34 protein-coding genes and 1 pseudogene are annotated in these 25,614 nt (G+C 34.1%); 6 read left to right on the forward strand and 29 right to left on the reverse strand.

Going from position 1 to position 25,614, the window contains the following annotated elements; genetic code table 11:
- Positions 1–83: 83 nt before the first annotated feature.
- Positions 84–1,283 carry an MFS transporter gene (locus CEQ83_RS25850; RefSeq protein WP_098113791.1) on the forward strand — a complete coding sequence of 400 codons (1,200 nt, stop codon included), beginning with the start codon at positions 84–86 and terminating at the stop codon, positions 1,281–1,283.
- A 158-nt stretch (positions 1,284–1,441) separates the two neighbouring features.
- Here CEQ83_RS25850 and CEQ83_RS25855 read toward each other — a convergent pair whose 3' ends face one another.
- The 7 genes from CEQ83_RS25855 to CEQ83_RS25885 form a co-directional block, all read right to left on the reverse strand.
- Positions 1,442–1,684, reverse strand: coding sequence for a hypothetical protein (locus tag CEQ83_RS25855; protein ID WP_047751991.1), 243 nt, complete (start codon positions 1,682–1,684; stop codon positions 1,442–1,444).
- Positions 1,685–1,815: 131 nt separating this feature from the next.
- The gene (locus CEQ83_RS25860; RefSeq protein ID WP_048022077.1) at positions 1,816–2,076 is read right to left on the reverse strand and encodes a hypothetical protein; all 261 of its coding nucleotides are present in this window, start codon (positions 2,074–2,076) and stop codon (positions 1,816–1,818) included.
- A 365-nt stretch (positions 2,077–2,441) separates the two neighbouring features.
- Positions 2,442–3,611 carry an FtsW/RodA/SpoVE family cell cycle protein gene (locus tag CEQ83_RS25865; RefSeq protein ID WP_155017591.1) on the reverse strand — a complete coding sequence of 390 codons (1,170 nt, stop codon included), beginning with the start codon at positions 3,609–3,611 and terminating at the stop codon, positions 2,442–2,444.
- A 194-nt stretch (positions 3,612–3,805) separates the two neighbouring features.
- Positions 3,806–4,891: a DUF4179 domain-containing protein gene (locus tag CEQ83_RS25870; protein WP_155017592.1), complete on the reverse strand. Its 1,086-nt coding sequence runs from the start codon at positions 4,889–4,891 to the stop codon at positions 3,806–3,808.
- The gene (locus tag CEQ83_RS25875; protein WP_155017593.1) at positions 4,875–5,402 is read right to left on the reverse strand and encodes an RNA polymerase sigma factor; all 528 of its coding nucleotides are present in this window, start codon (positions 5,400–5,402) and stop codon (positions 4,875–4,877) included. The genes CEQ83_RS25870 and CEQ83_RS25875 overlap by 17 nt, the downstream gene beginning before the upstream one ends.
- A 409-nt stretch (positions 5,403–5,811) precedes the next feature.
- Entirely contained in the window at positions 5,812–7,002 is a 1,191-nt protein-coding gene (locus CEQ83_RS25880) for an FtsW/RodA/SpoVE family cell cycle protein (protein WP_155017594.1), read from the reverse strand.
- Positions 7,003–7,041: 39 nt separating this feature from the next.
- On the reverse strand, positions 7,042–7,296 hold the full coding sequence (locus CEQ83_RS25885) for a hypothetical protein (RefSeq protein WP_155017595.1): 255 nt from the start codon (positions 7,294–7,296) through the stop codon (positions 7,042–7,044).
- 304 nt (positions 7,297–7,600) lie between these two features.
- Between CEQ83_RS25885 and CEQ83_RS25890 the strand changes: the two genes are divergently transcribed.
- Together CEQ83_RS25890 and CEQ83_RS25895 are read left to right on the forward strand one after the other, a co-directional pair.
- Positions 7,601–8,092, forward strand: a complete 492-nt coding sequence (locus CEQ83_RS25890) for an RNA polymerase sigma factor (RefSeq protein ID WP_155017596.1) — start codon at positions 7,601–7,603, stop codon at positions 8,090–8,092.
- A complete protein-coding gene (locus tag CEQ83_RS25895; protein WP_155017597.1) occupies positions 8,092–8,997 on the forward strand; it encodes an anti sigma factor C-terminal domain-containing protein in 906 nt (301 codons plus the stop codon). Before CEQ83_RS25890 ends, CEQ83_RS25895 begins: the two co-directional genes overlap by 1 nt.
- A 113-nt stretch (positions 8,998–9,110) precedes the next feature.
- Here the strand turns inward: CEQ83_RS25895 and CEQ83_RS25900 are convergent, their stop codons facing one another.
- The 3 genes from CEQ83_RS25900 to CEQ83_RS25910 form a co-directional block, all read right to left on the reverse strand.
- Complete coding sequence (locus CEQ83_RS25900; protein ID WP_155017598.1) at positions 9,111–10,355, reverse strand: MFS transporter; 1,245 nt, start codon at positions 10,353–10,355, stop codon at positions 9,111–9,113.
- Between the two features lie 33 nt (positions 10,356–10,388).
- On the reverse strand, positions 10,389–10,571 hold the full coding sequence (locus CEQ83_RS25905) for a hypothetical protein (protein ID WP_155017599.1): 183 nt from the start codon (positions 10,569–10,571) through the stop codon (positions 10,389–10,391).
- A gap of 181 nt (positions 10,572–10,752) precedes the next feature.
- On the reverse strand, positions 10,753–11,010 hold the full coding sequence (locus CEQ83_RS25910) for a SunI/YnzG family protein (RefSeq protein WP_098622474.1): 258 nt from the start codon (positions 11,008–11,010) through the stop codon (positions 10,753–10,755).
- Positions 11,011–11,172: 162 nt separating this feature from the next.
- Here CEQ83_RS25910 and CEQ83_RS25915 point away from each other — a divergent pair, with 162 nt between their 5' ends.
- Together CEQ83_RS25915 and CEQ83_RS25920 are read left to right on the forward strand one after the other, a co-directional pair.
- The gene (locus tag CEQ83_RS25915) at positions 11,173–11,601 is read left to right on the forward strand and encodes a hypothetical protein (protein ID WP_155017600.1); all 429 of its coding nucleotides are present in this window, start codon (positions 11,173–11,175) and stop codon (positions 11,599–11,601) included.
- Positions 11,602–12,258: 657 nt separating this feature from the next.
- A complete protein-coding gene (locus tag CEQ83_RS25920; protein ID WP_098113961.1) occupies positions 12,259–12,555 on the forward strand; it encodes a hypothetical protein in 297 nt (98 codons plus the stop codon).
- Positions 12,556–13,052: 497 nt separating this feature from the next.
- Here the strand turns inward: CEQ83_RS25920 and CEQ83_RS25925 are convergent, their stop codons facing one another.
- The 3 genes from CEQ83_RS25925 to CEQ83_RS25935 form a co-directional block, all read right to left on the reverse strand.
- Positions 13,053–13,253: a hypothetical protein gene (locus CEQ83_RS25925; protein WP_048018884.1), complete on the reverse strand. Its 201-nt coding sequence runs from the start codon at positions 13,251–13,253 to the stop codon at positions 13,053–13,055.
- 346 nt (positions 13,254–13,599) lie between these two features.
- A complete protein-coding gene (locus tag CEQ83_RS25930; RefSeq protein WP_048018885.1) occupies positions 13,600–13,791 on the reverse strand; it encodes a hypothetical protein in 192 nt (63 codons plus the stop codon).
- Positions 13,792–13,922: 131 nt separating this feature from the next.
- Positions 13,923–14,108 carry a hypothetical protein gene (locus CEQ83_RS25935; RefSeq protein ID WP_098113962.1) on the reverse strand — a complete coding sequence of 62 codons (186 nt, stop codon included), beginning with the start codon at positions 14,106–14,108 and terminating at the stop codon, positions 13,923–13,925.
- 79 nt (positions 14,109–14,187) lie between these two features.
- Between CEQ83_RS25935 and CEQ83_RS25940 the strand changes: the two genes are divergently transcribed.
- Positions 14,188–14,442 carry a hypothetical protein gene (locus tag CEQ83_RS25940; protein ID WP_098113963.1) on the forward strand — a complete coding sequence of 85 codons (255 nt, stop codon included), beginning with the start codon at positions 14,188–14,190 and terminating at the stop codon, positions 14,440–14,442.
- A gap of 272 nt (positions 14,443–14,714) precedes the next feature.
- On the opposite strand, the gene CEQ83_RS25945 is transcribed toward CEQ83_RS25940, so the two are convergent.
- The 16 genes and pseudogenes from CEQ83_RS25945 to CEQ83_RS26020 form a co-directional block, all read right to left on the reverse strand.
- Positions 14,715–15,002 (reverse strand): hypothetical protein, encoded by a 288-nt coding sequence (locus CEQ83_RS25945; RefSeq protein WP_099331403.1) that lies wholly within the window; start codon positions 15,000–15,002, stop codon positions 14,715–14,717.
- Between the two features lie 20 nt (positions 15,003–15,022).
- Complete coding sequence (locus tag CEQ83_RS25950) at positions 15,023–15,268, reverse strand: helix-turn-helix domain-containing protein (protein WP_099331404.1); 246 nt, start codon at positions 15,266–15,268, stop codon at positions 15,023–15,025.
- Positions 15,269–15,522: 254 nt separating this feature from the next.
- Entirely contained in the window at positions 15,523–15,723 is a 201-nt protein-coding gene (locus tag CEQ83_RS25955; protein ID WP_099331405.1) for a hypothetical protein, read from the reverse strand.
- Positions 15,724–15,863: 140 nt separating this feature from the next.
- On the reverse strand, positions 15,864–16,424 hold the full coding sequence (locus CEQ83_RS25960; protein ID WP_099331406.1) for a L,D-transpeptidase: 561 nt from the start codon (positions 16,422–16,424) through the stop codon (positions 15,864–15,866).
- Between the two features lie 259 nt (positions 16,425–16,683).
- Positions 16,684–17,349 (reverse strand): restriction endonuclease, encoded by a 666-nt coding sequence (locus CEQ83_RS25965; RefSeq protein WP_099331407.1) that lies wholly within the window; start codon positions 17,347–17,349, stop codon positions 16,684–16,686.
- Entirely contained in the window at positions 17,342–18,295 is a 954-nt protein-coding gene (locus tag CEQ83_RS25970; RefSeq protein WP_099331487.1) for a DUF3991 and TOPRIM domain-containing protein, read from the reverse strand. Before CEQ83_RS25970 ends, CEQ83_RS25965 begins: the two co-directional genes overlap by 8 nt.
- Positions 18,296–18,418: 123 nt before the next feature.
- Entirely contained in the window at positions 18,419–19,447 is a 1,029-nt protein-coding gene (locus tag CEQ83_RS25975; protein ID WP_155017601.1) for a guided entry of tail-anchored proteins factor 1, read from the reverse strand.
- 444 nt (positions 19,448–19,891) lie between these two features.
- Positions 19,892–20,860: pseudogene (locus CEQ83_RS25980) on the reverse strand (ArdC-like ssDNA-binding domain-containing protein); the annotation flags it as partial.
- Positions 20,853–21,128 carry a hypothetical protein gene (locus tag CEQ83_RS25985; protein ID WP_099331409.1) on the reverse strand — a complete coding sequence of 92 codons (276 nt, stop codon included), beginning with the start codon at positions 21,126–21,128 and terminating at the stop codon, positions 20,853–20,855. The pseudogene CEQ83_RS25980 and the gene CEQ83_RS25985, both read right to left, overlap by 8 nt.
- Positions 21,129–21,174: 46 nt before the next feature.
- Entirely contained in the window at positions 21,175–21,612 is a 438-nt protein-coding gene (locus tag CEQ83_RS25990; RefSeq protein ID WP_099331410.1) for a hypothetical protein, read from the reverse strand.
- A gap of 2 nt (positions 21,613–21,614) precedes the next feature.
- Positions 21,615–22,811: a MobP2 family relaxase gene (gene mobP2, locus CEQ83_RS25995; protein ID WP_099331411.1), complete on the reverse strand. Its 1,197-nt coding sequence runs from the start codon at positions 22,809–22,811 to the stop codon at positions 21,615–21,617.
- Positions 22,808–23,161: a hypothetical protein gene (locus CEQ83_RS26000; protein ID WP_099331412.1), complete on the reverse strand. Its 354-nt coding sequence runs from the start codon at positions 23,159–23,161 to the stop codon at positions 22,808–22,810. The genes mobP2 and CEQ83_RS26000 overlap by 4 nt, the downstream gene beginning before the upstream one ends.
- Entirely contained in the window at positions 23,158–23,418 is a 261-nt protein-coding gene (locus CEQ83_RS26005; RefSeq protein ID WP_061859916.1) for a hypothetical protein, read from the reverse strand. Before CEQ83_RS26005 ends, CEQ83_RS26000 begins: the two co-directional genes overlap by 4 nt.
- 185 nt (positions 23,419–23,603) lie before the next feature.
- Entirely contained in the window at positions 23,604–24,485 is an 882-nt protein-coding gene (locus CEQ83_RS26010; protein ID WP_155017603.1) for a hypothetical protein, read from the reverse strand.
- A gap of 16 nt (positions 24,486–24,501) precedes the next feature.
- A complete protein-coding gene (locus CEQ83_RS26015; protein ID WP_099331414.1) occupies positions 24,502–25,083 on the reverse strand; it encodes a MerR family transcriptional regulator in 582 nt (193 codons plus the stop codon).
- A gap of 14 nt (positions 25,084–25,097) precedes the next feature.
- On the reverse strand, positions 25,098–25,487 hold the full coding sequence (locus CEQ83_RS26020) for a C40 family peptidase (RefSeq protein WP_228123071.1): 390 nt from the start codon (positions 25,485–25,487) through the stop codon (positions 25,098–25,100).
- Positions 25,488–25,614 lie beyond the last annotated feature (127 nt).

Below are 25,614 nucleotides of genomic sequence, written 5' to 3' on the forward strand. Positions count from 1 at the left end.
TGTTTTATTGTTGACAAGGAAACAATAAAACAATAAACTTGTATTTGTTTCCTTAGAAACAATAAAGTCAAAGGAGAACTATTATGCATACTTCAATAAATAAACATGCCCTAACGTTTGGGCTTATCACGGTCTTCTTAACGGGTCTTGGATTGACTATAGTTAGCCCTGTTTTACCTTTTTTAGTAAGGACTTATACTAGTAGTCCCAGCAGTCAGGCTACTGCAGTGACATTACTTACTTCTATATACGCTCTTTCTGTCTTCTTGGCTGCACCAGTCTTAGGTGCGTTAAGCGATAGATATGGTCGTCGTCCAGTATTAATTGTTAGTCTAATCGGCTCTGCCTTTGGTTATTTTATCTTTGGAATTGGAGGTGCACTTTGGATTCTCTTCATTGGCCGTATCATTGAAGGTTTGACAGGTGGTGAAATTTCAGCGATTTTTGCTTACTTTGCAGACATCACACCTTCAAACGAACGCACTAAGTACTTTGGTTGGATTAGTGCTGTTGTTGGGGTGGGCACTGCTTTGGGTCCTATCATTGGAGGTGCACTTGCGACTTTTGGAAACAGTGTTCCTATGTATGCTGGTACGGTTATTACATTACTCAATGCCATATATGGCTATTTTTTTATGCCTGAGAGTCTTGAGAAGTCCAGACGCTCTTCCAGTATCTCTGTTAGACATCTTAATCCATTTATACAATTATCAAAGGTTTTTTCCTTTCACTCTGTAAAATGGCTGCTAATTGCCGGTTTTCTAATTTGGATTCCTAATGGATCATTACAAGCTATCTTCTCTCAGTTTTCAATAGATACATTTGCATGGCAGCCTATATTGATTGGCCTGACATTTTCTATAATAGGTGTACTGGATATCTTTTCCCAAGCACTTATTATGCCACGACTACTCAAATCTTTGACGGATAAAAAAATTGCTCTATTAGGCATGATAAGTCAAATTATTGGTTTTATCCTTATTGCCATTTCAGCCGTTACAGCCTTTTCTCTAGTCTTTATCGTTGGGATGGTTTTCTTCGGACTCGGTGATTCAATCTTTGGGCCATCATTTAACGGGATGCTTTCAAAATCTGTTAGTGACAGTGAACAAGGTCAAATACTAGGGGGAGCTCAAAGTATTCAATCTCTAGCCCGATTTAGTGGACCTATCATTGGTGGTCAGCTGTATTCAATAGTTAGTCACACTACTCCAGCCATCATGGGTGTGGTAATGATTGGTATCTCTGCTCTCGTTTTATCCAAAAAGCATCGTTATATTTAATAAAAAACAACCATTAAACAAGAACAGAAGAACTGCCTTCACCGATGGCAGTTTTTTCTGTTTTATAAATGTATACCTTATAAGCGTTTAGTTAACATAAAACCAATTACAGGAACCAAAGGCCCATTATTCTACAACATAGAAAAATGGGCCTTTAATTACCTATAATTACTTTCTATAAGTTCTCCTAAATTATCCAAATCTTGACTGATATTTAAGATAATTAAGTAATGCCATTCGCCTTTACGTTTCCCTAAATTGACTACTTGATGGACTTCAACTTGATCATTTTTATATTCTCTAGCTGCTTCACACATTTCCCACAACTTACTGCCAAACTCTGTGTTATCCCAATTTCTTATTGTCAAATCGATATAAGACTGGCTCTTTTTTAAATTCATATCCCACTCTCCCTATTACTAAAAATAACATTAAAGTAATAGTTCATGTAAAAAACTTAGTTACCATAATCACTCTTATCGGAAATTTTAATTATAAAACAAAGCCCCTGCTTATCAGCAAAGCCTTTGTTTTATTCGGCTGATTCTTTGATAAGATCAATAAATTCCATTGCATGAGATTGATCTTGTTTTATCATCTTTATTTTTTGAGGATCTAAAAGGATCCTTTTTATTTGTTTGTCCTTCCAAATTGTAGTGTTATAAGACGGAACCTTATACAACTCTTTAAACCACTCCTCCGTTGTTAACTCTTCAATAGCTAATCTTAACTTAGAATAAGAAGTAGGCTTCATTAAAATGCCGTAAGATAGCAAATCTTTAAATTCATCCATCTTGTCACCTTCCCTATATTTAGACTTTATTAAATACTGAAATTATAAATCACCATGTATATTAATCTATAAATATGGCCAAACTAATAACGTATTCCCCCTATTCTAATAAACTTGAAAAACCTTTGCCTGTATAGGAAAAGGTTTCTTTTTGTTAACTTAATTATGAAATTATAAATCGAACTTTCTTTTTTAATTTATTTTCCTTAAAATAGTTCAATTAGGCTAATAGGCTACAAACACCACATAACAAAGCCAATGTACAAGAGCCCAAAAGAGACAAATAAAATATATTTTACTATATGCAGACGTGTTTGAGACGTCATATTTGGTTCATTACTTTTCACTTCTTGATTCATTTCTAGTTACCTCTCACTTTGGTCGAAAATATACACATTTGATCTAAAACTAATATTTAAAACGAGTCCCATCAAACACATGCTACTCATAAGAGAACTGCCCCCATAGCTTATAAAAGGTAAAGGTATGCCTGTAATAGGAAGAAGACCTATACACATTCCAACATTCTCAAGAACATGGAAGAAAATAACGGATATAATTCCTGTACAAATGTACGTAGAATATTTATCTTTTGTATGAAAGGCTACCGTTATAATTTGATAAATTAATACCATAAACAAAAGGAGAACCAAACTTGTTCCCACGAATCCATAGTTCTCTCCAATTGCACTAAAAATGAAATCTGAATGCTTTTCCGGAACATACACAGCATAATGAGAGGTATCTCGCCCTGATATAGAACCCGAACCAATTGCCTTTACAACCTGCAAGTAGTTGTAGGAAAGACTTCCAGCATATGATTCTGGGTCAAACCACGCATAAATACGATCGAACTGGTAGGGGTGTAAATGAAGGTATTTTTCTAAGATTGCCGCATGATTCAGTACCATGTATAAAATGATAGAAGCGACTACTCCCATAGACGCAAAGATAGGAAGAATGAGCTTCCACGTGACACCTGAAATAAATAACATCATAAAAAACAAGAAAATCATTACGAGTGCTGTTCCTAAATCGGGCTGTTGCATAATCAAAAGTATCGGGATAGAAAGAGTTGCACCCAGTTTTCCAATGAGCAGCAAATCACTGCTGACATCTCTAACTCTAAATTTTTCGTTATGTTGTTGAATTACTTTACTAAACGCTAATATTAAGGAGATTTTCATGAACTCGGATGGTTGTATTGAACCAATTCCAGGGAGCACAAACCAACTTTTCGCATTGTTTTTGAGAGGAGCAATACTTGTGGGCGAAATAATTAGCAAAATAAGAATAAAAATAGTAAAACCGTAGAAAAACCACGTGATCCGATTCAGTTGGTCTTCATCTGGCCTCATCATCATGAAGATAATGACTCCGCCTACAATGTACCATTCCACTTGTTTAACGACGAAGTTTGTTGTGTACTGGCCTGTTTGCTGGGCATTAAAAATAGCAACACAACTAATGATAAAAAATAACAAAAGGGTGAAAGCAAGCCCATAATTAAAGCTTTCTGATTTCTTACGTTCCATTTGTAAAACACCATTTCTATATAGATTTGTTGACATCGTTAATTAGACGCTTCAAAAACAAAATAGTTTTCTATTTCTGAGAAAAAATTACTCATACACAGTAAGGTTATAGCCCGTATTCCATTTGATATAAACTAAAAAAGAAGTACCCTGAGAAATAGTGAGCCTAATCCTCAGGGGAGGAACGCGTCTATTTAATTTAGTTTTTTCTTTCCTTTAGCGTAAATAATGATTTTATAAGGATCACCTTTTATTTTAGCCTTCATGTCATCTGTTTGAAGGAATTCATCAATAATTCCTTGGAGTTCGTTGGCAAACTCTTTATTCTCTTTAGAATAACTTAATGATGTATAAATAAACACCTGTGGTTCAGGGTGAACAGAGTAGCCGACCATCTTCACATGATATTCCTCTTTTCCTAATAAATCTTCACCAACATCATCAAGGATATTTCCCCATCTACCTTCTTGTTCTTGCTTTTTTAAGTTAATTTTATATACCTTTATAGGTGTTTTTCCTTCGTTATTTTTAACAAGAACATCGCTAATCACTTGTTTAATATCTTCAATATGCTTCTCAGTATCAAGTACTTCTAGAGCTACTCTGGCGTCCGAGTCAAATCCTGCTATGCTAGCATCTAACACATGATAATTACGTTTTTGTAATTCAGCATCAATCTCTTGATTTATTTTGTCGTATTTTTCTTGACGAGGATCAGGTTTATACTCATATTGAACAGGATCATACCGTGTAATTTTGACTTTATAACTATCATAGTTACGTGCCTCTAAAATATCTTTTGTAATTTTATTTATATCGCCTTTAACGCGCTTAAAATACTTCTCTGAACCATCCACACTTATCTCAATTTGCTTCTTTCCTCCATAATAGGTCTGACCTAAAGAATCAATTTTATAACCTTTTTTCCTTAGCGTATTAATAATTTCAGTGCCTACAGACTCTTTCTTGAAAATCTGACCCAAATAAGGGATTTTAGAAACTACTTGAGCCATTGCAGGAGAAACAAATGCTGAACTAATGAATGCACCACTCAAAATAACAAGTGCAATCCCATAGTAGACAACATTTCTTAGAAGGTGATTTTTTTTCATAGGTAATATATCGTTTCCAGGCTTTACTGATTCTGATTGCTCTAATTGATCAATGGCTTCTAGAAGTCGCTGCTTCTGTTTTTGTTTTTGGTTTGATTTCCAGACCAAATCCTCATTCAGTTTTTCTAGTGAACTATCATCCATAAAAGAATTAAACCGTTTCTTCATATATATATCCGTCCTTTACTAACTGCTTTCTCAAAGCAGGAATTGCCCTGAACTGTGTAGACTTTACTTTGCTTTCAGACCATCCTAGGATAGTAGCTGTATCTTTAACAGAAAACCCGTGCACTTTTCGTAGTACAATGACCTTTCTGTGAGCTTCTTTAAGCTTTTCTAACGCTTGATACAGTTCTAGAGAGGTTTCTTTCAACTCAATCATCTCTTGAGGTAGAGGATTATTGTCTGTTTTAGAAAGAACAAAATCTTTCAAAAGACTTAAGGGTTTTTGTTTCCTAAAATAATCCATGGTAACATTATGTGCAATACGGAACAGCCACGTCTTTTCGCTAGAGTTTTTCTGAAAGGAATCATAAGAAAGGTAAGCTTTTACAAATGTTTCATGCGTTAAATCTTCAGCTTGCTGATAATCTTTCACCAGCATTAAAATAAATTTTAATATGGCGTCGCTATGGTCGTCATACCAACGCTCGATTTCTTCTTTTTTTGTATTTTCCAATATCCTGACCATCCTTTTAACCAATATTCGTTACTTAGACGAGAGTTTTTCAAAAAAAGTTGTGTTTTTTATACAAAAAATAAAAAAACTCTCTTATTTGAGAGATTTTAATAAAAATCTTCATGTTTTTCCGTGTCTGTTTCGTAAAATGAAAATATAGATACATTTTTTAAAACTTTCACTTATGCAATAGATAGTGCAAAATTGCTATGTAACGGTTGCATAACTGATGCAACCTTTGAGTACACTACTTGAGAAGTCTTTTAGGACTCAACTTACAACCTAATATTTATCAGTAGAAAGAGCTATCTTCCCTAAAGATGGCTTTTTCGCCTTGTAGTTCACATAAAACCATTTATAGGAAAATAAACAAGGCATCTTATAAAATAAGATGCCTTGTTTACTCAATTTAAACGCTCTCTAACTTACTTTGTTTGACTAATTCCTTCTTATGCTTTTCTTCAAACTTATTAAACATAGAGATATTAGTTAATACGCCCATAGACAACATTAATAACGTGAGGGAAGATCCACCATAACTCACAAACGGTAAAGTTACACCAGTAATAGGTAAGATACCTGTTACTGCTCCAAGGTTAACAAACACTTGAATGCCAATCATAACTGAAATGCCTATAGCTAATAATGCTCCAAATGGTTCTTTACACTTTTGTGCTATTCTTAACCCTTTTATAATAATAAAAAACAATAAGCCTAAGACAATAAGTACTCCCCAGAAACCTAATTCCTCTGCAATAACTGCCATGATAAAATCTGTATGAGATTCAGGTAAATAACCAGCTTTTTGTACACCCTGTCCTAGGCCTAAGCCCTGTAGTCCCCCAGTTCCTATAGCCAAATAAGAGTTAACAAGTTGGTAACCGTCGCCTTGTTGATTTTCAAATGGATGTAAGAATCCTGTGAAACGAGAAATACGTACTGGAGAAAAGACTGTAGCGATATGGCCAGTTACTAATAAAACAAAAAGCATAACTCCTATTCCTACTACTCCTAACATCGCAATCTTTAACATTGATTTTTTAGAAATACCAGAACATAAGACAATAGCTGCAACCATTCCTAAAATAAGAAGAATTCCTCCATAATCAGGCTGCATTGCAATTAAAAAGCAAAGAAAGAAGACGATAAGAATAGGTGGAATAATAGCACGCTTTAAGTCATTTATGTATTGCTGCTTATTTGTAAATACAGCTGATAAATACACAATGATTACGAGTTTTGTTAATTCTAATGGTTGTATTCTAATTGGACCAAGAACAAGCCAACTTGTTGCATTCCCTGCCGTATGTCCAAATACAAGAACCAGAACTAGAAGTGTAGTTACTCCCCCTAATGCAAGTTTCAACACTTTTTTTTCTTGATAAATCTTATAAGGGATAATAGCTGTAACACAAAAAAAGAAAAAACCTGCTATAAGTGCAAGCTTTTGCTTTTGATAAAAGTAATCACCCGTGAATCCATATCGAGCAATAGCTGTTACCATACTGGCACTGTAAACCATAATTAAACCAATCATACTTAAGATAACTAAAGCTATAATAAGCTTGTAGTCATAACACCTTAAAACCTTTTTAAACATAGAAATATCCTCATTTCTTGCAGTATAAAACATATGATTTTAGAGAAAAGTTCTCAATAAATTAAACAAACCAAAGGCTGAACTTGCTACTATAGCCATAGTAGCTACTGTTTTGTTTCCTCCTGTCAAATAATAATGTAAACTATGTAAGATAAATGCAACTGAGACAACCATAATGACTGCCTCGTACCAAAAAGAACTATTTAGATACCACCCTAAACTCATAAAGACAAGTAGTAGTACTAAAGAGATTGTTCTTACTCTACTTTCTGTGACAACTTCTACGTACTTCATACAACACTCCTACCGTTAAATAAAAATTACCATTATGTGATTAATTATCATTTATTAACCATAAATGTAAACAAGGCTATAATTATAACATAGTAAAACCTTAAGTAAGATAGGGATAGTGGTAAAAAGTATAAGATATTGATTCTTATTCACTATAAAATGGATTATAGTTAGTAAATAAAAGGGGCACTGGTTCTAGAACCGGTGCTCCTTTTATTTATAATCAAAAATTTTCTGTTTCTCGTCTTTAAGTGTATACATTTATTACGGCTTATTCGTTGTATAAGTACAGGGAGGATAAATAATGAAAAAAGAAGATATACTCGCCTCCTACCTTATCGATCTAGGAGAGGAAGTGCTCAAACTATTATTAGCTAAGGGCGCTACAAAGGAAGATGCAGAAGACATCATTCAAAATACTTTTTACAAGGTATATACACTATTAGATGATCTAAAAGAGAGCACATTACGTCCTTGGTTTTTTAGAGTTGCACTGAATGAATACATAGACTTGAAGAGAAAAAAGGAACAGCAAAACATCTATTTAACAGAGAAAACTTATGCAAAATTACAATATACAGACTGTGAATTCGATGCCATCTTAAATAAAAATGAGATATTTTTTTTGTTAAGGGATGTAAGAAAAGAATACAAAGAAGTCTTTTTTCTAAAGTATTACTATGATTTTTCATATGAAGAAATTGCATCTATGTTAGACGTTAAAGTAAATAGTGTGAAGCAAAAATTATATCGTGCTCGTAACTTGATTCAATCAAAAGCAGGGGGGAAACGTTAATGGAAAGTTCTTTACAGAAAGCTTTGCAAAAAGCCAAACGCAAGCAAGTTCTTAAAATAGTCATTATATCAATTGTGGTTGTAATTGTAGCATTAGCAGCCCTTTATAGGGTTGGCAATTATTTTGTAACCAAAAATACTACAAGGCTTAGCGATGCACTTTTCTTAGAAAATGAGATTGCCGAACCAAATATCCAAATTGATTCTCAAGTACGAAGTAGTAGTTCAGTATTTGGGGGTAATATTGTGACAAATCGTTCCAAAAATATTGATGGCTACATAGTTCAATGGAGCACACTAACAAGTTCATATGGTTGGTTTATGTCCCATATTGATAGTAATGAATTAGTCCCAGCTTTCTATTCGCACGATGATGAGCTTTATCATTATGATAAACAAACTAAACAGAAAGTTGGTACTTTTTATAATCCATCTATTGAAGATTATTATGGGGGAATTAAAAACGATTTAAATGCAGTCTCAAAAATGAAAAATCACGTTGCAGAAGTGGCTATTTCTTTTGAAAAACCCTATACATTAGAGGAAATACAAAAACAAATTCCTGATAATTTGAATATTGTATGGTTGTATATGGCGTCACCTATTGTAGATGAAAGTAAGGGACCTACTGGTATGCCTGTTTATGGGTTTAACCCATCTAGTTCACCTAAGGAGAGCTACAACGAATTTACCAAGAACCTAAAAAAATATAATGCTGAAGATGAAACAATTCAGAAGTTCCTAGCATCAAACAAAGACAAATCATTTGATAAAGTTAAAATTCTAGGGGTGATGGTGACAGGCCAAACCAAAAATTTTAAAGCATTAGAAAATAAAGATTTCATTCGTGGCGCTTCTGTAGGAGCCACCGCACAAATGGTTCCTTATATCAAACCAGAAAAATAATTAGCAGAGACCAAGTAAATACTTGGTCTCTTTTTTGTTTCTTTAACAGCGAATATAAACTTAGTTAACATAAAACGTATTATCGGCAGGTTAGAAATTTGTAATATAAGTGCTTAAGCTTTTATAGAGTGAGATTCTTGCTCCGTTACAGTTTTAATATTATAGTTCCTTAAAGTTTTTGATGACAAAGCCAGGATAGCTGAACCACAATAAAGAGCAGCTGCCAAAATAAAAACAAATTTTACACCTAACATATCTCCTAAATATCCCATTATTAAATAGGTAACACCTGTCCAAGGAGTAAGTATGATGTTCCGAGCAGCTGTGACCTTAGCAAGTTCAGACTGTTTAATAATATCTTGTAAGACCGTTACCTGACATGTGTCTCTGATTTGATATAAAGGACCCATTAATAAACAAAAAATAAGTGCAAGTATTCCACTGGAAGTTGTTGAAAACATAAATGTGAATAGTCCCATAGACAAACCACTTAAGGCTATAATGTATCCCATTTTCATTTCTAAAATTCTTGACAAATATACAACAATTAATCCTCCTAGAATAGCACCAATGAAGTAAGACGCATTAATAAACCCCCACCAATCTTCTCCCTTGCCTAGTACATCATGAGTAAATGCTAATAATAAAGCAGAAGACCATATAGCATTAGCTAAAGCCTCAAAAAAGTCCATAATAGTAATATTTATAAGGATGGGAGATTTATAAATTGAACTCCACAATGGTTGGGCTTTTTTCTTAACTGTTAATGTAGCGTCTTTATGAGGTAATTCAATCTTATAAATTAGAAAGCCGGAGACAAAAAAAGAACCCATTATTAAAAGAATCATAGCAAACGGAGAGATAAGTAAGATTAAGATACCTCCTCCTCCCCAAAGACCAGCCAATAAAATTTGATTAACCACAGATAGACTACCATTCGCTCTAATATATTCCTTCTTTTCTACAATTAGAGGAATAACAGACATTCGAGCAGGTGCATACCAAGCCCCAATAAAATTTAATACAAATAAAACAATTAATAATAAAATGAATGAGAATGTAAAATGAGTTACAATTAATCCACCTAATATTAAAGTTAAAACTCCTCTAGACCATCCTACAAATCTCAATAAAGCTAAGGTATGAAATGAATTAATATACTTAGCAGCATATAAATTGCTTAGAAATCCTGCAAGAGAAGTCAATGCTAGTACAGCACCTGAACCTAATACCGAATTAGTTTGCTTGTAGACATTAACCATAACTGAAATGGTTAATAAGGTATTTGCTAACGTCTGTAAAATCTGAGAGGTCCATAAAATTTTAAAATTTTCATTTAAGAACAACGATTTTTTCATTTTATCAACCTTTTCATAAAGATTTTAAGTCTTTTATTTATCTCGGTTAGCTACTCCATTTTTCTTTTTATCTAAAGATAGTTTCAAATGAGAAATAAACATTAATAAACCACAAATAATCATTATCCAACGCATAAATCCATGAAAGCCAGAATCGAAAATGTTTGCTAAGGCTATTATTAGACCTGATAACATACCAACAAAATTAATAAACAAAAAATAACCCCTTCCCCTTTTTTCCTTATAATTACATTTTATCAAAGTTTACGTATTAATTCAGAATGTATGTCATGTCCAACCATTGTTACCATAATCAAAATTGTTAGTAGTAAAGCAAAATATTAATAGCCATATCTATGGTTAGATATGGCTATTATATGTACATAAACACTTTCGATTATGAGTTTATTCTGTTTAGGATTGTTGCTCTATTTGTAGTGAAGAGTATATAATCTTGCTTCTTAGTTTTAATGAAAATCCGATCAGTCGTACCATATGGAGGACCTATACGGATTGCATCAGCTTGTTTACCGCCATACGTATCGTCTTCCGTAACTTCAATAATATCTTCTAGTGCAATATTAAATTTAGCAAGTTGCCATTTTATAATTAATTCTTTTTCTGTTTTCTTAACATCAATCCCCACTGTAAACATATAAACACCCTCTTTTCCCTTATAATTACATTATAACACATATTTAACATATCTATTTTTAGTCTACATAATGTGCGTTCTCGGTAGTAAATAAAAATAGAGTGTTTATTTACTAAAAATGCTATTATATATAAATTAAGAAATTTACTAGGAGATTATATTATGTTTAAAAAAATCATATCAGTGCTGATTTCTTCTCTATGTGGTAGCTTAGTAGTTGCTGTAGCAACCTTTGATACTTCATATGAACAAATCACTTTTAATAATTTGATAGCTGGCTTAGTTTTTGGATTAATGTATATTGTTCCAATTGTTACTGTGTTAGGCATACCATCATCTATTTTGATTGATATCTTAATTAAAAATAGAAATGGGAAATATAAAAAATTAATCGAAATAGCACTATACATTATTTTGGGAGTAATAGGTGCAACGATAGTTTCACTTATTATCTCCTTAGATGATGGTACAAACGGCGTAAATTTGTTGGCATTCAAACGTATTTGTATTCTTGCTTTAAGTTGTTCTGTTCCCTTCGGGATTTGCTCAATCTTATGGAATTATAGATTGAAAAAGAGTCCTTCACATTAGATAGACAGCACGTATACTCTATACAAGCGTAATTAACATAATCGACATTCTAGGAAATAGCGAAGCCTTAAATAAGTTAATTTAAGGCTTCGCTTGGGTAGGCTACACTTCTATAATCTAAGGTGACTAAACTTTGTTTTAGTCACTTTTTTTATCTAATCTAATGTACATAAATGCAAAAAATAATAGCAATGCAATACTAACAGGGAATACAATGTAGGAATTTGTAGACTGGCTTACACTAGATTTTAAGGTGTAACTATAAATGCAATATGCAATTCCAGTAATAGCTATTAATACTTGATATGTTCTTTTCTTATTAAACATAGGTATATTTCCTTTTCATTTACTTTTTTCAAAATTTACCAAATTATATCATATACGTTTTATTAATGAATGACATTGTTTAGAAATAGAATTAACTTAATAAAATAAGAAAAAAGCACCTATTTCTAAAATGCTTGCTTTGTATATCTATTAATATACATCCTCTCATATTGGATAAAAAATTCTTTAGACTAAACATAAATATAACTCCTTTTAACACACTTAAGAAAGATTTATGTATTAACAATAGTAAATTTAAGTATAATTTGGTAAAATGTTACCTTGAATTGTTCTATTGTACTACAATTTATAATGAAAGGTGGTAAGTGTGTGGGTATGGATAATTTATTTACGCTTGGTCTCATTATTGTTGGTTCCTTAGGAACAATTGGCCATTATGTGTTAGAAAGCGTAAAAGTTAAATCCGGTAACGGTAATGGCTCTAAATTGTATAACGGAGGCTTATTAATCTCAAAAGAAGAGTTAAATAATTTTCTAGGCATCAGAAAAAAGGATGTTCAAGATTTTCTTGATCAATTTGAAAAACAGTTAACTATACATAATTTTAATGGTAAAGAGTATTACAGTACTGATAATATAAGAGAAGTTATTAATGCTAATAAATAAACATAACAAAAAGGTCTTGGACGAGTATCGAGACCTTTTTGTTATATTGTAAACTTAGAATAGTAAAGAATACCAATTGGTTAAATCCAAGTGTATACTCCATACAAAGGTAGTTACCATAATGTACCTTACAGGTAGCAAGAATAAATAGATTTATTAATCCTACTGGATCATAATATAATTTGTTACAATTAAGGTAATCTAAAGAAAATATATGAGTTGGTGTGTTATGAAAAATATCTATTTCTTATTCAGTGTAGTAACAGCAGTTTTGATATTAATTGGTTTACGGTATGAGCTACATATCATCAATGATTCTGGATTTCGTATAGTCAGCATTCTGTTACTAATATCTGTTTTATATTTAAGGTCTGTATTAAAAGTATCTTTCTCTAAATGAAAAGTTTGGAAAAACGTGTATGTGATATTCAAGAGTAATTAACATGATCACCATCCTAATTGTTCAAAAAACCTTATCTATTCATAGATAAGGTTTTTTATTTTCCAACTGAATTTGAATTATTATCTTTTTTAAAATTAAATGAGAACATGATACTCATAATTACATAGTAAACAGCAATAATAGCCATAGAGCTAACAATATTTTCTTTCATGTTCTTAAACCAGAACCATAAAACAGAAGCAACAATCCAAACAATTGGATAAGTTATAAAATAAACGCGGAATTTTTGCTTCAAATGTTTCACCTTCTTATTTTACTTAGAATACTATAGTACCATCCAACATTAATGATTTTGATTAATCTCAGACATATAAGCAAAGCCAACAGTATTAAGGAGATATACATTGTAAGTGTAATAAATACCTTTCCAGGAAACTTGAAAGAGAAAGCATATATTGAACAAGATGTAGTAAATACAAGCAGATAACAGGGCATTAAACAAACTTCATAGCTGAAAGCTCTTTGGCTCATTCTTCTAAATAAAAATTCGCAGCTCACTTTCATAAGAGCAAGATAAAAGAACAGTAGTATACCACTAATTAAAGAAGTCATAGGAAACTTGTCCTCCAAAGTTCTTTCTATTAGGTATTGTTTTCATTCTTATTAACAGCTCTATTATGTTTTTTATCTAATACTATTTTTAAATGGCACATAAATATTAATAAACCACATACAACCATCAACCAACGCATAAACCCTTCAAATCCAGAGTTTAAAATGTTTGCTAGAGCTAGTAAAAACCCTGTTAGCATACCAAGATAATTTAAAAACAAATGCATTTCTCCTTTCTTTTCTCTTTCCTTATAATTACATTTCATTAAAGTTTACGTATTAGTTCAGAATGTATGTCAAATACAACCATAGTTAACATGATCAATATTTTAGGTACTAAAAGAGAACCTGATTACTTATCGGTGCTCTTTCTCTTTTTCTTAGGTGTCAATATAAATTCATAGATAAACCAATAAACTAATGGGAATATGATAATCACAATAAATCCATTTTCAGCTGGAACATATCTATAAATAAAAAACATAATAATTGCAAAGATTAAATAAGCTACCCAAAAACCTTTACCCCTTTTGCTCATGTTTCCCCCCTCTATATAGAAAATAATACCATAAATTCCATCTAACATATTAAAATAGAATTAAAAGGAGTGTTAGAAATTGGTCAAAAAAATAAAAGTGTTATGTATCAAGAGCTCTTTCAACATAGATTATCCAGATAAAATTGACTTTTTGTGTGGGAAAATATACGATGGACAAATGAATTTCGATGATATTTTAGTAGAAGACGAATCTAAAGAATTGTGTCTAGTAGGCCAAACAGCTGATGAAGCAGTTAGATTAGGTATTCAACAAAGCAGCAGTGGTAAGTGGGATAACTGGTTTACAGAACACTTTAAAATATTATGTGATTAATTAAGAAAATTATAAGCGAAATCGTTATTCAAACTATGATTTTAATGTATATGGTATACAGAGTTAGTTACCATAATCACTCTTCCCGGTACACAGAAAAAAGAGAACCCTTATGCCCGAAGAGTTCTAAGATGTCCTCTTTTTTCCTTTATGCAGCTTGTTATTCATCCTTGATTTATCAACGATAATCTGAGGAAACATAAACAGGAAGATGAATAGCATTTAAATAAAAAACCTTAGTTCTTCTAAGGTTTTTTGCTTGTAATTATTTTTTATTTTAAGGAGTCCCCTATAAAAATAGTAGACGAGATAAAAACAAAAATTATAGCTACAACTATGATAAATGGCATTATATATTTAAGTACATTTAATTGTTCCTGCTTCTTTTCTTGCTTATTAAATGAAGACCATTCTTTTTTCATCTGCTTTCCACCGAAAACCCATATTCCTAAATAGCCAATACCGGGTATCAAAGCGAGCGCAGCCCCAATTACTATGACTAAAATTAAAAAGTTGTGAACAACGTCAGTCATACCACTTAAAAAGACGCTCCCAATCATTCACTCATCTCCTTTAAAGATTAATCCTTACTGTTAGGTTCTCCAAACCACTTTATCATGGCTTCTCTACTGATAATCCATTCTTTCCGTTCTCTATCTGGATGGAGAAAAAATTTAATCAATCCTTCTTCAATCATCTGATTTAACTCTTCTTCTTTTTCTTTATTTAGTTTTGAAGGGCTAAACTTATTTTTTAAGCTATCTCGTCTAATCCCCCAAACAAAAGCTGCTTCAATTGGTGTCATGTATTTTTCTATTTCTTTCACTGTAATGTTCTCCTTTTTATGTTATTCTAAAAAAGAAGAGCAAAAGGGAATGGTCTAGATTCCCTCTTGCGATATTAACGTTTCACATTGCCCCTTGCTAATGTCCTAAGTTAGCGAAGGGTATTTATTTTGTTTCGATTTTCTAAGAATGCAAGTCTAATCAATTTTTCACGAATTTCTTTACTCAATGTTAACCATTCTTTAGTAGATATCTTCATATTAACATCTCCTCCATAGTTAGATTCAAGTATGATTCACTTCGTACACTTTACTATGATCCCTGTCTCGTAGACGTAAATCCATTCAAAACGCCTATTCTCAATTTCAAAGTCCCAAACGTAATGCTTATCATCTTGCCTATCGATGTAAAACGCTGCTTGATCCTGTTTTTCTTGAGATAGCTTTTCGAACTCTTTCTTTAATTTTCTCATAGCCTTTTTTTCAAGCTTATTCATGTTACCACCCCCAACCCTTATAAGGATATTATACACTTTTTAAATAACCCTTACAAGGGTATATGGGGAAAAAATAAACATTTTATCAATAAAAAAAAGCAGTATTCCATGTTAAAAAAACATGGAATACTGCTCAGATATTAATTGTTTTTCATCTTATAGCCTTTGAATTTATAACCGTATACGCTTGTAAGATCAACGAAGCTTTTATAAGAATACGTAATGGCAACCGGTGTGCCTACTTGAACTTTATCATAAAGCTTTTCGATGTCTGCATTATGCATTCTCACGCAACCTTGACTCACGTATTTCCCAATGCTATTTTCATTGTTATTGCCGTGAATACCATACGTATCACCATAAGTGCCATTAGCATTTAACCCTAACCAACGTTTCCCTAACGGATTACGAGAATCGCCCCCAGGAATACGTCCTGTATAATAAGGACGGTTTTTAATTTTGTTCACGACTTTAAAAAAGCCAACAGGTGTTTTATCCCATGTTTTACCCGTTGCTACTGGATCAACAATTTCAATATAGCCATTGTGAAAATAGGCAAGCTTGTTGTAGTACTTGTTAATAATAATCAAATCTTGATTCGCTGGCTTACTTGCTGCTTCTGTTTTCCCCTGATTTACTCCACATAATGCGACCATTAATAATGTAAGAACGGTCATTGATTTCATAAACATGTTCTTCATAAAAACTCTCCTCTTTTTTATATTTTTATAAGAAACGAAAACAGCACCTTCTAATTAGAAAGTGCTGTTTCGTCACAATTATTTATAAATAAAAACCTAGTTAATCGACGATTTTGACATGCAGAGAAACGCTCTCTGACGAAATTAACTTTTGTTTTGCTTATAACTGGCTCATTTGATGCAAATTTCAACACCTAACAAAAGCGTCATTTCTTTACTCCTACAGATACTTTTTTGGAGCACGAAAAAACAGACCTTGCTATCCTGAAGGTCTGCTCTTACTTACTTCCTTATTAATTTTTTCCGTATGACGACAAGAAGGGAAAGAGGAACAGCCAAAAAAGCGAGCGCCATTCCCATCTCGTACGACTAGATCTTGCCCACATTTTGGACATTTACGAGGTTCTGGTGTGATATTTTCAAAGATTTCCCGTGCCTTAAAAACGGGATTGACTTCATTAATAAACTTTTGAAGATCCGCCCGATCCAATAAAGTCACATCACATGCAGCTGCAAGCTCTTTCGCTTGTTTCGTAAAATAACTATTGGTCACGACCCACGCCTGATTCGCTTTATAATACGCTTTTGCCCCATACACTTCTTGTACAGCTGAAATACTGACCCGATTTTTAATTCTATATCGTTTAGCTTGAATGACAATTCTTTCTTTGCCTTTCATCACTAAATCAGCCCCAAAGTCACCAGACTTTTTGGTTACTTGAGGTTTATATCCTAACTGTTGGAAAAGGGCCTGCAAGTAAATTTCGAATTGATAACCATCCATTTTATCAATATAGGGCATACCCGATTGAGCTAACTCTTTCATATACCTCCGTTCACGAAGGACACGGTAAGCAAATTGAGAAAGTTTCACTAAAATCATGATAAGAAAGAGATAAAATACAGCTTGAAACACTTTATCCATTCATTGAAAGCTCCTGTTCAGTTTGTTTATTCCGGAGACGTGATGCCACAGGTTGAATGCTTTTACCATTCTTCTTTAATTCGTCGTTCCAGTCTTTCGCTCCCTTTGGAATATCTGCTCTTATCAAATCAGCATTAACGATTTGGTTCATTTTGTCAATAAATTCTTTTCCTCCTTGGTCATTATCGACAGCTAACACCATTTCTTTAATGCCTAACCCTTCTCTTCGAGCTTCAATATAAGACTGAGCAACGGTTTTAGGCTTTAATCCATTCATACTAATGAGTCGTGTGTTCTGCAATTGGTTTTCTTGTATACTCCAATAAGAAAGGAGATCAATGGGACTTTCAAAGAAATGAATCTTATTTGGGCGACCAACATCAACTGAAAAGCCTGTATGTGGGTTATCGTTGGGTAAGACTTGTTTAAAGGAACCACGCTTATTACTTATCCAAGCTGTGCCTTGCCGATCTGCCCCAATTACCTTTCCTTTACCTCCATGTTCACGCCACTTAAACACCACATTATTCCGTTTGTCCTGGGCGATTAAATCTTTTTGAAGAAGCCAGTCAACTAACCGAGGATCTATTTTACGCTCTTTTATGAGATAATCTTTTACTTTGTTTTGATCCTTTACTTCTAACTCTTTTGGATAGCGAAAAGGCTCTTTTGATGGTGAAACCGATGGTTGCTCTTGCGACTGAGAAAGCTCTTTATAATCGCCTTTGTTGATATCTAATACGGCTTGTGGAAATGACATCCCATAATACATTCGAGCGAAACTGATCGCTCCATACCCTGTTTCATTGCGACTGTTCCAAGCGTACATATTTCCTTTAATGAGTAAGCTATCATGTTCCGTATGACGATAATACTTACCTTCTTTTACAAAGATTTCGCCTTTGGCTTCTAGATACGACAACAAATCAACATCGCGCGCTTTCATGATTTCCCCCTCATTGACGTGTTTTCGTTCTCCCACCTAATCCCTCCTTCTCTTTCACCCTATGAAAAAAGAGGACTAAATATAATATTTAGCCCTCTTACCTTTTTCAAACTTTTGCCATTATTAACGTTCTATTTCTTGTTGGTCTTTCTGTTTTTTTGAAGAAAATGCTCCATTATTCCGTGCAAAAAACTTGGTAAATCCATTTTGTGATTTCTCTTCTTTTTTCTGCTTGTCGTGATCCTTTTTCTCTGTGTCCAAAGCCTTTTCCAGCTTCGTTAACTTCTCACGTTGAGAATAAGTCAAATTCAGCTCTTTTAATTCCTGCAGCACTTCTTTTTTTAATTTGTATACCTTATCAAAGGAATGCTTTTGTTCAAACTCCTTCATTTTGGCCAAACGCTGCTCTTTCTCTTGAGGTGTTTCTTGCTTGAGCTGTTTTTCGACAGGATCCTTTTCTGATTCAGCTTCCTTTTTCACTTCTTTAGAAGAATCTTTTTCATCTGATATGCCTAATTGGGCCAACAAGCTTTGTTTAAATAGTTGCTTATACTGTGTTTCTTCACTAGGCTGCATAACTTCTAGTACTTCTTGTTTATAATCTTCTTGATATTGCTCCTTCTCTTGTGCCTGTTTTCGTGCTTGGAACTGATGAGAAAGTTCATTTTCCATTCCTTTCAATTGGTCAGGAGTGAACTGTTTTTCCTTTAAAGTACTGGATTTCAACATGACATAATCGTTTTCTACGTTCACACGGGCTAACATACTATCAATATCTTGAGGCTTTTCTTTTTCATGAGCTTGTAAAAACGTAAGGTAGCTTGTTTTGAGCTGCGTTTCTCGATCTTTCTCTAAAACAGGATTCACATCATGACTTCTCAAAAAATCAACTGTCGATTCACTTTTATAGGCTTGTTTTTGCCCTTTTTCATCCGTAGAAACAAGTAAAACCTGCGGTTTTTCCTCTCCTAGAGCTGATTGTGTTAAGTAAACAGCACCAGAAGGAATGTCTTGCAGCTGTTTCTCACTGATGTTCGCCCAATCTGCGTCGATTTTTTCATTTTGTGGGTGCTTCATAAACTTCTTTAATTCTCGTTTATCGGAAACAAGCGTTTTAAATTGGTCATTTGAAAGAGATGTTACTTTTTGCATGATCGATTCCTCCATTTAATTCATATTTGGACACAAAAAAAAGAGAGCATGTACGCTCCCTCACCTTTCTAGCTCTGGTTCTTCTTTTTTTCGTTTAGCTGTACCTGTACGTTTTTGGAATTGCATGTGACTGCCCACTTCCATACGGTCTTGAAAAGTAAGAGATTGTTCTTGAACTTGACCATGGGTGACCCCCTTTTCATTTCTCCTCATCGTTAAGTCAACCTGATGCTCAAGTTTTACGACTTCCTCCTTTGTCATCCAACCATTTTTAATCGCTTGTGTTTTGGTTGAATAGTAGGTTTCTTCAGCCGTAACACGCTCTAGAATGCTGTCTACATTTTGTGCCGATTCTTCTCGTTGTTTTTGTCTATAATTTCCATACCCTTCTTTCATCTTCATATGCACATTATCAGAAGAAAGAGGCTCTGTTTGCTGCTGTTTTTCTTCGTTTTTTTCTGGTGACTGATTTTTTTCCCGTTCTTTCACTAAGGTATCTTCGATTGTTTCAATAAAGCCAACGGACGTTTCATGAACTTCTTTTAAAAGCTTGTTTTTATCTTCAAAGGTCTTTCCTTTCGTCCAATTTGAGAGGTAATCCAAAGAGTAAGAACTGGTGTCGATTCCAAAATAAGAGGAAACCGTATAAGCTGTCATTTCTGCCTGAAACTCTTTTTCCGCAGCTGTATAGTTTAGATATGTGTCCTTTGTATGAAGTTTGGCATGCGTGAGTTCATGAAGCAGCGTTTTTGCATTTTGCTTTTCTGAATTACGAGGATTCAGTGCAACTTCTTTTGTTAATGTATAGGAAACCCCTTTTGCAGATCCTAGTTCTTCTTTAGGAGCAATGATAGAGATACCGTTCTTTTCCGCAATAGCTTCCATTCCTTTATAAAGTGCCTTGTAATCCTCTATAGTGCCTTCTAACCAACGATTCGGAAAGATCTTAGGTAAATCACTTGCTTTTGCGTTCGTTTGCGCCACATCGAAAACATGACCGACTGAAAAGTACAGTCGGCCTTGAGTAACTTCTTTTTTTCCATCTTGTATGAGTTTCTTTTCTTGTGGAGTGGCTTTATTAATCGATTTCCACTTTCCATTATCAGCTTTAAATTTAGGAACCGTTTTGTTTGGTACAAGAATCTTAATGCCCTTTTCCCCTTTATTGACAGAGAACCCTTTGTCTTTCCAAAATTTAAATGATCCAACTGCTTGAGCACCAAAGAACTGTTCTTGAATAAGAGCTGTGTTCGACATGGAGTATTGATAAAACTTACCCATAAAAGATAAATAATCTTTTAGTTCTTCGGCAGAATGAAAATGCTGCTCCACTTTCTTTTCCATCCCTTTCGTTAACTCTTCAACCTCTTTACGCTTATCCTCAACGGATTTTTTTGCATACGTTTTACTCATTGTTCTCCTCCTCTTCTTGATAGGAGATCCCCTTAAGCTCTTCTAATTCTTGTTCATACCAAGGTTCTTCTAAATCCACAAAAAGCTTCTGCGTTTTAATATTCATGGGCACCAACATATTCTCTTGATGCACCACATATTGATGAAACTCCTTCGCTTCTTCTGGACTTAAATTCACCTCTACTTCTTTGTCTTGATACTGTACAATCGCATGATCCTCCCCTACAGCTTTAATCGAAGCTAACACTAAATCTTTGTTAAAAAACATATTCATTCCTCCTCTGAATTTTTAAATCTATCTTTATATAAATCCATCAATGAGATGGTTGTTTCCCTCTTGATTCTTCTGCATCAACCTTCTTTTGACGTTGATGAGCAATCCGATTTTCGACAACTTCTCTCGCAATTCGTGTACTATCCATTTCCCTCATACTTGTCGTCATAAGTCCTTTAAAACCATGATGAGCAAATAATCCATTCATATACTCAATTAAAATTTGTGTGTTTTTATCCGCACTGTTTGCGCCAAGACGAATCTTTTTTAGTTCTTCTTTAATGACATCATGCAGGCTATTGCTGACGACTTCAGAAATATATTTCAATGACCATTCTTGCTCTTGAATCTTTCTATATTTCTCACAAATATCAATAATCGCTTCTGAAGCAAAACGAAGTTTATGTTGCTTCATATACTCTTGAATGTATGCCTCTGTTTCTTCATCCACTGTCACCTTATGTCTGTATTTCTCCATTTTTAATAACCCCTTTCGACTTCACGATTTTGTTCAATATCTTTTTGTAAACGCTCATAATATTGTTGATTTTTCCAGCTTTCATATTCTGATTTAAAAGCACGTTCCATTTTCTTTAGAGAAACGTGTACAGGTAGATGGTTAGCTGAATAGGACTTTTGCTTTGCGCCAGAAGAAGAAGCTATTGCTTTTTTGATATGTGTTTGTTTTCGATCATACTCACGCATTTCACTTAAAAAAGCATTGCCCATTCGCTTATATAATTCATCTGTTTTGCTTTGCTTATAATGTTCATACCGTTTCTTATCAAACGTTCCTTCGCCGTATGCCTTCCTTAACACCTCTACCTCTTGATCCAATTTCTTATTGAACTGTTCAAACTCTTTTGCATGATACTTTTGAATATATTTTGCACTTAATGTATCAATAGAGGATCTTAAAGGTTGCAACGTGTTATAACTGTATTGCCATTGTCTCTTATCTTCTGGAAGATGATTATAGATGTGCAAAAAGAGTGGTTTAAGCTCTCGATTTCTCCATTTAAAAGAGGAATCCTGTTTCTTGCTTCCTACCATGTTTTTGCGGATTAAATCATTTATTTCTTTTTGTTCCTGACCACGTTCAAGAATCTGACTCACCACTTTTGATTTCATGGCATCTAACGTTTTAGGTTTTCTTTTGCCTCGATCACGTGTAGGGTGAGGTTCTACTGTCGCAACATGAATATGAATGTTGTCGGTATTGTAGTGTATGGCAGCTGACCAAATAGCTGACTGATCTAACCTTTCCCTTTTAAGCATTTCCTTCATGGACTGACGGGTAATCTCCATTAATTTTTTCTCATCCACTGTATGAGTATGAGCGTCATATAAACCATTTTCTTGGAGCCAAGGGTTATGAAATGTAATAACATCTTGCCACATGATACTGTTATTTTTTTGTGCTGTTTCAAATAAACCTTTCAATTCTTTTTTCTCATCTTCATTTAACTGATTTGAGTGCTCTGTAAATAAAGAGGACGTCTTATCAGGGTTATTCATATAGTCTTGATAAAGAGAAAATAGTTTTTCCTGCGCTTCTTGATCTTTCTTCGCATCGTCACGATCAACATACTCCACGTACTCTTGAAATGCTTTCTTATCAGACGTAACAAATTTCGTTTTAAGAACGACTCCTGGTGTAACAGAGGACTGATTCATTTTTCATATCCCTCCAATAGAGAAGCGAAAAGCTCACCCCGTTTTGCTATGCTATAATCCTCAACTTCTTTTAAACTGTTCCTCGTAGATCGTTCAATATTTTGCTCCATATATAGCAACTCTTTTTTAATATGAAGTCGTTCCTTCTGTAAAAGATCCTCTATATGTTGAGTAACATCTTTTACGATCTTTTTTATTGAACTATCCTTTCTCTTTTGCGCTTCTTCATGCTCCTGACAGATACGAGAAATCGCATCACCTGTAAATGACAAGTGATGTTCTTTCATATAAGATTGGATATATTTTTTCACTTCAGGTGGTAACGATACTTTCATACGCTCTTTCATCATAACGGTTCATCTCCTCCCATCAATTCATGCATGATGTCATTCATATTTTCCATTGTTGTTGAGCACTGACCCATCATTTGAAGAACTTTCTCTAGCATGTTTTCAAGCTGTAATTCTCTGTTGGTTTGTTCATGAAAAAAAGCCAGCGTTTCAAGCTGACCTTTTAAAAATTCCTGACGAGAAATCTTTTTTTCTTTTGCCTTTTCATCAATCTTTTTGATTGCAGTTGCACTTACATTTCGTATGATTATATCCACTACATTCGTTCCTTTCCTGTAATTTGTGGTTCTCCACTGAAACAGAGAGAAGAGCATAAGGGGTTTTTGCTATCACAGGGTGTGATAGGCTAGGCAAAGCCTAGCAAAACCGTGATAGCACGGAAACCATCAAAGTGGCGACTCTCTGGCGACACATTGGCGAGTCAGTGGCGATACCTCCTTTTTCACTTCATGGCTAAATCTTGTTGCTTTTCATTCAATTTTTGAAGCTTTTCTTGTAAACTTTTTTGTTCACCTTTATAGAGCTGAATGCTTGCATCACTCGATTGAATGGCATCCTTTTTCATTGCAATTTTTGATTCTGTATCGGCTTTTTCCTCCTGTACTTGGTACTTCATATCACGTTGTAATTCATTCATTTCTTGTTGTGTTTGACGCTTATGTTTGGCTTCTACTGTGATCGCTTTTTCATAGTTTTTCATTTTCTTTTTAACAAACTGTTTCTCTAAATCATTGACCAAAAGCGCATATTCTTGTTTGCTTTTGGTTCCTTTTCCTACTTCACTTTTCGTTTTTCGTTGGTCAGAATAGAGCGTTGTAATTAACGCATGAGCATCTATTTCCTCTGTTGAATCTGTTTCTGAATCACTTGTTACGTCATCCACATTGACCGTTTCTTTTTCTTCATTTTCTTGATACAGATCAAAGGCAAGTGCTTCCCAATTTGAAGATAAATCGCTGATTCTTACCACATAATAACCATCATCTTCATACAATAACTGAACAGGTAATTTGATGTTGGGATTCGCTTTTTCTTGTGCCACAAAGCTTACTTCTCCTTCATCTGTTTGATCCATTTTGATCACCATATCCAGTGAGCCATTAACCGGATGATACACACGATTTTCAATGGTTACGGTTCCTGTTATGTTAGAAGAAACCGCCTCATAGGTTTTGGTATGATACAAAGGATCTTCCGTTTTTAAATAGAATTTTGATGTCAGTAAGGATAAAAAACCGATAAAGAAAAAGATCAACACGGCTGTATACTTCCATGACCGATTGCGATTTAAATTAAATCGATAATCTTCAAATTGCTTCTTCAATACCATCTGCTCCACCTCATTTCATGATTTCTGTTTTCAATTCTTCGATACTATAAACCACCCATTTATTCTCTTCTTTCCGTAGAGAAACTTTAATAATGTCATGCGTTTGATCGTCGACATTCTCATCTTTTATGACAAGATGATTCGTAAATTCAGCAATGACTTCGACCTCTTCTTGCCCTCCATCATATTGTTGTACATAAAGCTGTACATCGTTTGGAACTGAAGTGTAACTATCTCCATATACGAACTTTTCAGAAGGATAAAATTGCTCATAAAGCTCTTTGTCCATGATGGATTTTGCAACCTTCTTTCGTTCCTCAAATCCTTCTTTTTCACGATGATAAGACACATCGATGAATTGATGAACCGTATTCAAGTAATCTCGTTTTTGTTGTTCTTGGGCAGAAGGGCGAACCTCACTTAGTTGTTTTTTTAACTCTTTATTTTCTTCTTGTAAGCTTTCATTCGTGACTTGAATTTGTTTCGAAGCTGTTGTGTTGGAGATATTGTGGTTCAGGTAAATGTTGAAAATGGTTACGCCTGCCACCACAACGGCAAGTGCTCCAAATAGTAGTGCTGCTTTATTTTTCATCGCCTTTTCTCCTTTTAAAATCGTTTTACTCTTCCATTGAATCGTTCACCAAAATACGTTCCTTTTGCCATACTTGCGATGGCTACACCTGTTTTTCCTTGGCAGCCTAAAAACTGATTATTGCCAACGTATATCCCAACGTGACCGTCTATCTTATAGGTGTCAAAAAACACCACATCCCCAGGCTTCATGTCTTTTGGATTAATTGCTTGCCCTTGTGTTTTGAGTGTATCGGTTGTTACACCCGACATTGGACCAACATTCATTCCTACCTGTTCGAATGCCCATCTGACAAAACTTGAACAATCAAAACGTCCTGCGTTAATATCAGATTGAGAGCGTCCACCACCAAATACATAGCGTGTTTTACCAATCAACGTTTTGCCTGCGTCAATAACTTTCACACCCGATTTACCGCCACTTCCACCACTCGCAGGAGCAGCCGGTTTTCCGTCAGCTGTGATCGTTCCCGTATAATATTTTAAAGTGGGTCGAAGAGAGGCGAGTTGTCATAAGACACTTTTCCTCTCA

Origin of the sequence: Priestia megaterium (genome assembly GCF_009497655.1) — a bacterium.
Taxonomy (GTDB): domain Bacteria; phylum Bacillota; class Bacilli; order Bacillales; family Bacillaceae_H; genus Priestia; species Priestia zanthoxyli.

Excerpts from the sequence above, each read along its gene's own strand:
- CEQ83_RS25850 (WP_098113791.1), top strand. The coding sequence starts at position 84 with ATGCATACTTCAATAAATAAACATGCCCTAACGTTTGGGCTTATCACG.
- CEQ83_RS25855 (WP_047751991.1), bottom strand. The coding sequence starts at position 1,684 with ATGAATTTAAAAAAGAGCCAGTCTTATATCGATTTGACAATAAGAAAT.
- CEQ83_RS25860 (WP_048022077.1), bottom strand. The coding sequence starts at position 2,076 with ATGGATGAATTTAAAGATTTGCTATCTTACGGCATTTTAATGAAGCCT.
- CEQ83_RS25865 (WP_155017591.1), bottom strand. The coding sequence starts at position 3,611 with ATGGAACGTAAGAAATCAGAAAGCTTTAATTATGGGCTTGCTTTCACC.
- CEQ83_RS25870 (WP_155017592.1), bottom strand. The coding sequence starts at position 4,891 with ATGAAGAAACGGTTTAATTCTTTTATGGATGATAGTTCACTAGAAAAA.
- CEQ83_RS25880 (WP_155017594.1), bottom strand. The coding sequence starts at position 7,002 with ATGTTTAAAAAGGTTTTAAGGTGTTATGACTACAAGCTTATTATAGCT.
- CEQ83_RS25885 (WP_155017595.1), bottom strand. The coding sequence starts at position 7,296 with ATGAAGTACGTAGAAGTTGTCACAGAAAGTAGAGTAAGAACAATCTCT.
- CEQ83_RS25890 (WP_155017596.1), top strand. The coding sequence starts at position 7,601 with ATGAAAAAAGAAGATATACTCGCCTCCTACCTTATCGATCTAGGAGAG.
- CEQ83_RS25895 (WP_155017597.1), top strand. The coding sequence starts at position 8,092 with ATGGAAAGTTCTTTACAGAAAGCTTTGCAAAAAGCCAAACGCAAGCAA.
- CEQ83_RS25900 (WP_155017598.1), bottom strand. The coding sequence starts at position 10,355 with ATGAAAAAATCGTTGTTCTTAAATGAAAATTTTAAAATTTTATGGACC.
- CEQ83_RS25910 (WP_098622474.1), bottom strand. The coding sequence starts at position 11,010 with ATGTTTACAGTGGGGATTGATGTTAAGAAAACAGAAAAAGAATTAATT.
- CEQ83_RS25915 (WP_155017600.1), top strand. The coding sequence starts at position 11,173 with ATGTTTAAAAAAATCATATCAGTGCTGATTTCTTCTCTATGTGGTAGC.
- CEQ83_RS25935 (WP_098113962.1), bottom strand. The coding sequence starts at position 14,108 with ATGAGCAAAAGGGGTAAAGGTTTTTGGGTAGCTTATTTAATCTTTGCA.
- CEQ83_RS25945 (WP_099331403.1), bottom strand. The coding sequence starts at position 15,002 with ATGATTGGGAGCGTCTTTTTAAGTGGTATGACTGACGTTGTTCACAAC.
- CEQ83_RS25955 (WP_099331405.1), bottom strand. The coding sequence starts at position 15,723 with ATGAATAAGCTTGAAAAAAAGGCTATGAGAAAATTAAAGAAAGAGTTC.
- CEQ83_RS25960 (WP_099331406.1), bottom strand. The coding sequence starts at position 16,424 with ATGAAGAACATGTTTATGAAATCAATGACCGTTCTTACATTATTAATG.
- CEQ83_RS25965 (WP_099331407.1), bottom strand. The coding sequence starts at position 17,349 with ATGGATAAAGTGTTTCAAGCTGTATTTTATCTCTTTCTTATCATGATT.
- CEQ83_RS25970 (WP_099331487.1), bottom strand. The coding sequence starts at position 18,295 with ATGAAAGCGCGCGATGTTGATTTGTTGTCGTATCTAGAAGCCAAAGGC.
- CEQ83_RS25975 (WP_155017601.1), bottom strand. The coding sequence starts at position 19,447 with ATGCAAAAAGTAACATCTCTTTCAAATGACCAATTTAAAACGCTTGTT.
- CEQ83_RS25985 (WP_099331409.1), bottom strand. The coding sequence starts at position 21,128 with ATGTTTTTTAACAAAGATTTAGTGTTAGCTTCGATTAAAGCTGTAGGG.
- CEQ83_RS25990 (WP_099331410.1), bottom strand. The coding sequence starts at position 21,612 with ATGGAGAAATACAGACATAAGGTGACAGTGGATGAAGAAACAGAGGCA.
- mobP2 (WP_099331411.1), bottom strand. The coding sequence starts at position 22,811 with ATGAATCAGTCCTCTGTTACACCAGGAGTCGTTCTTAAAACGAAATTT.
- CEQ83_RS26000 (WP_099331412.1), bottom strand. The coding sequence starts at position 23,161 with ATGATGAAAGAGCGTATGAAAGTATCGTTACCACCTGAAGTGAAAAAA.
- CEQ83_RS26015 (WP_099331414.1), bottom strand. The coding sequence starts at position 25,083 with ATGAAAAATAAAGCAGCACTACTATTTGGAGCACTTGCCGTTGTGGTG.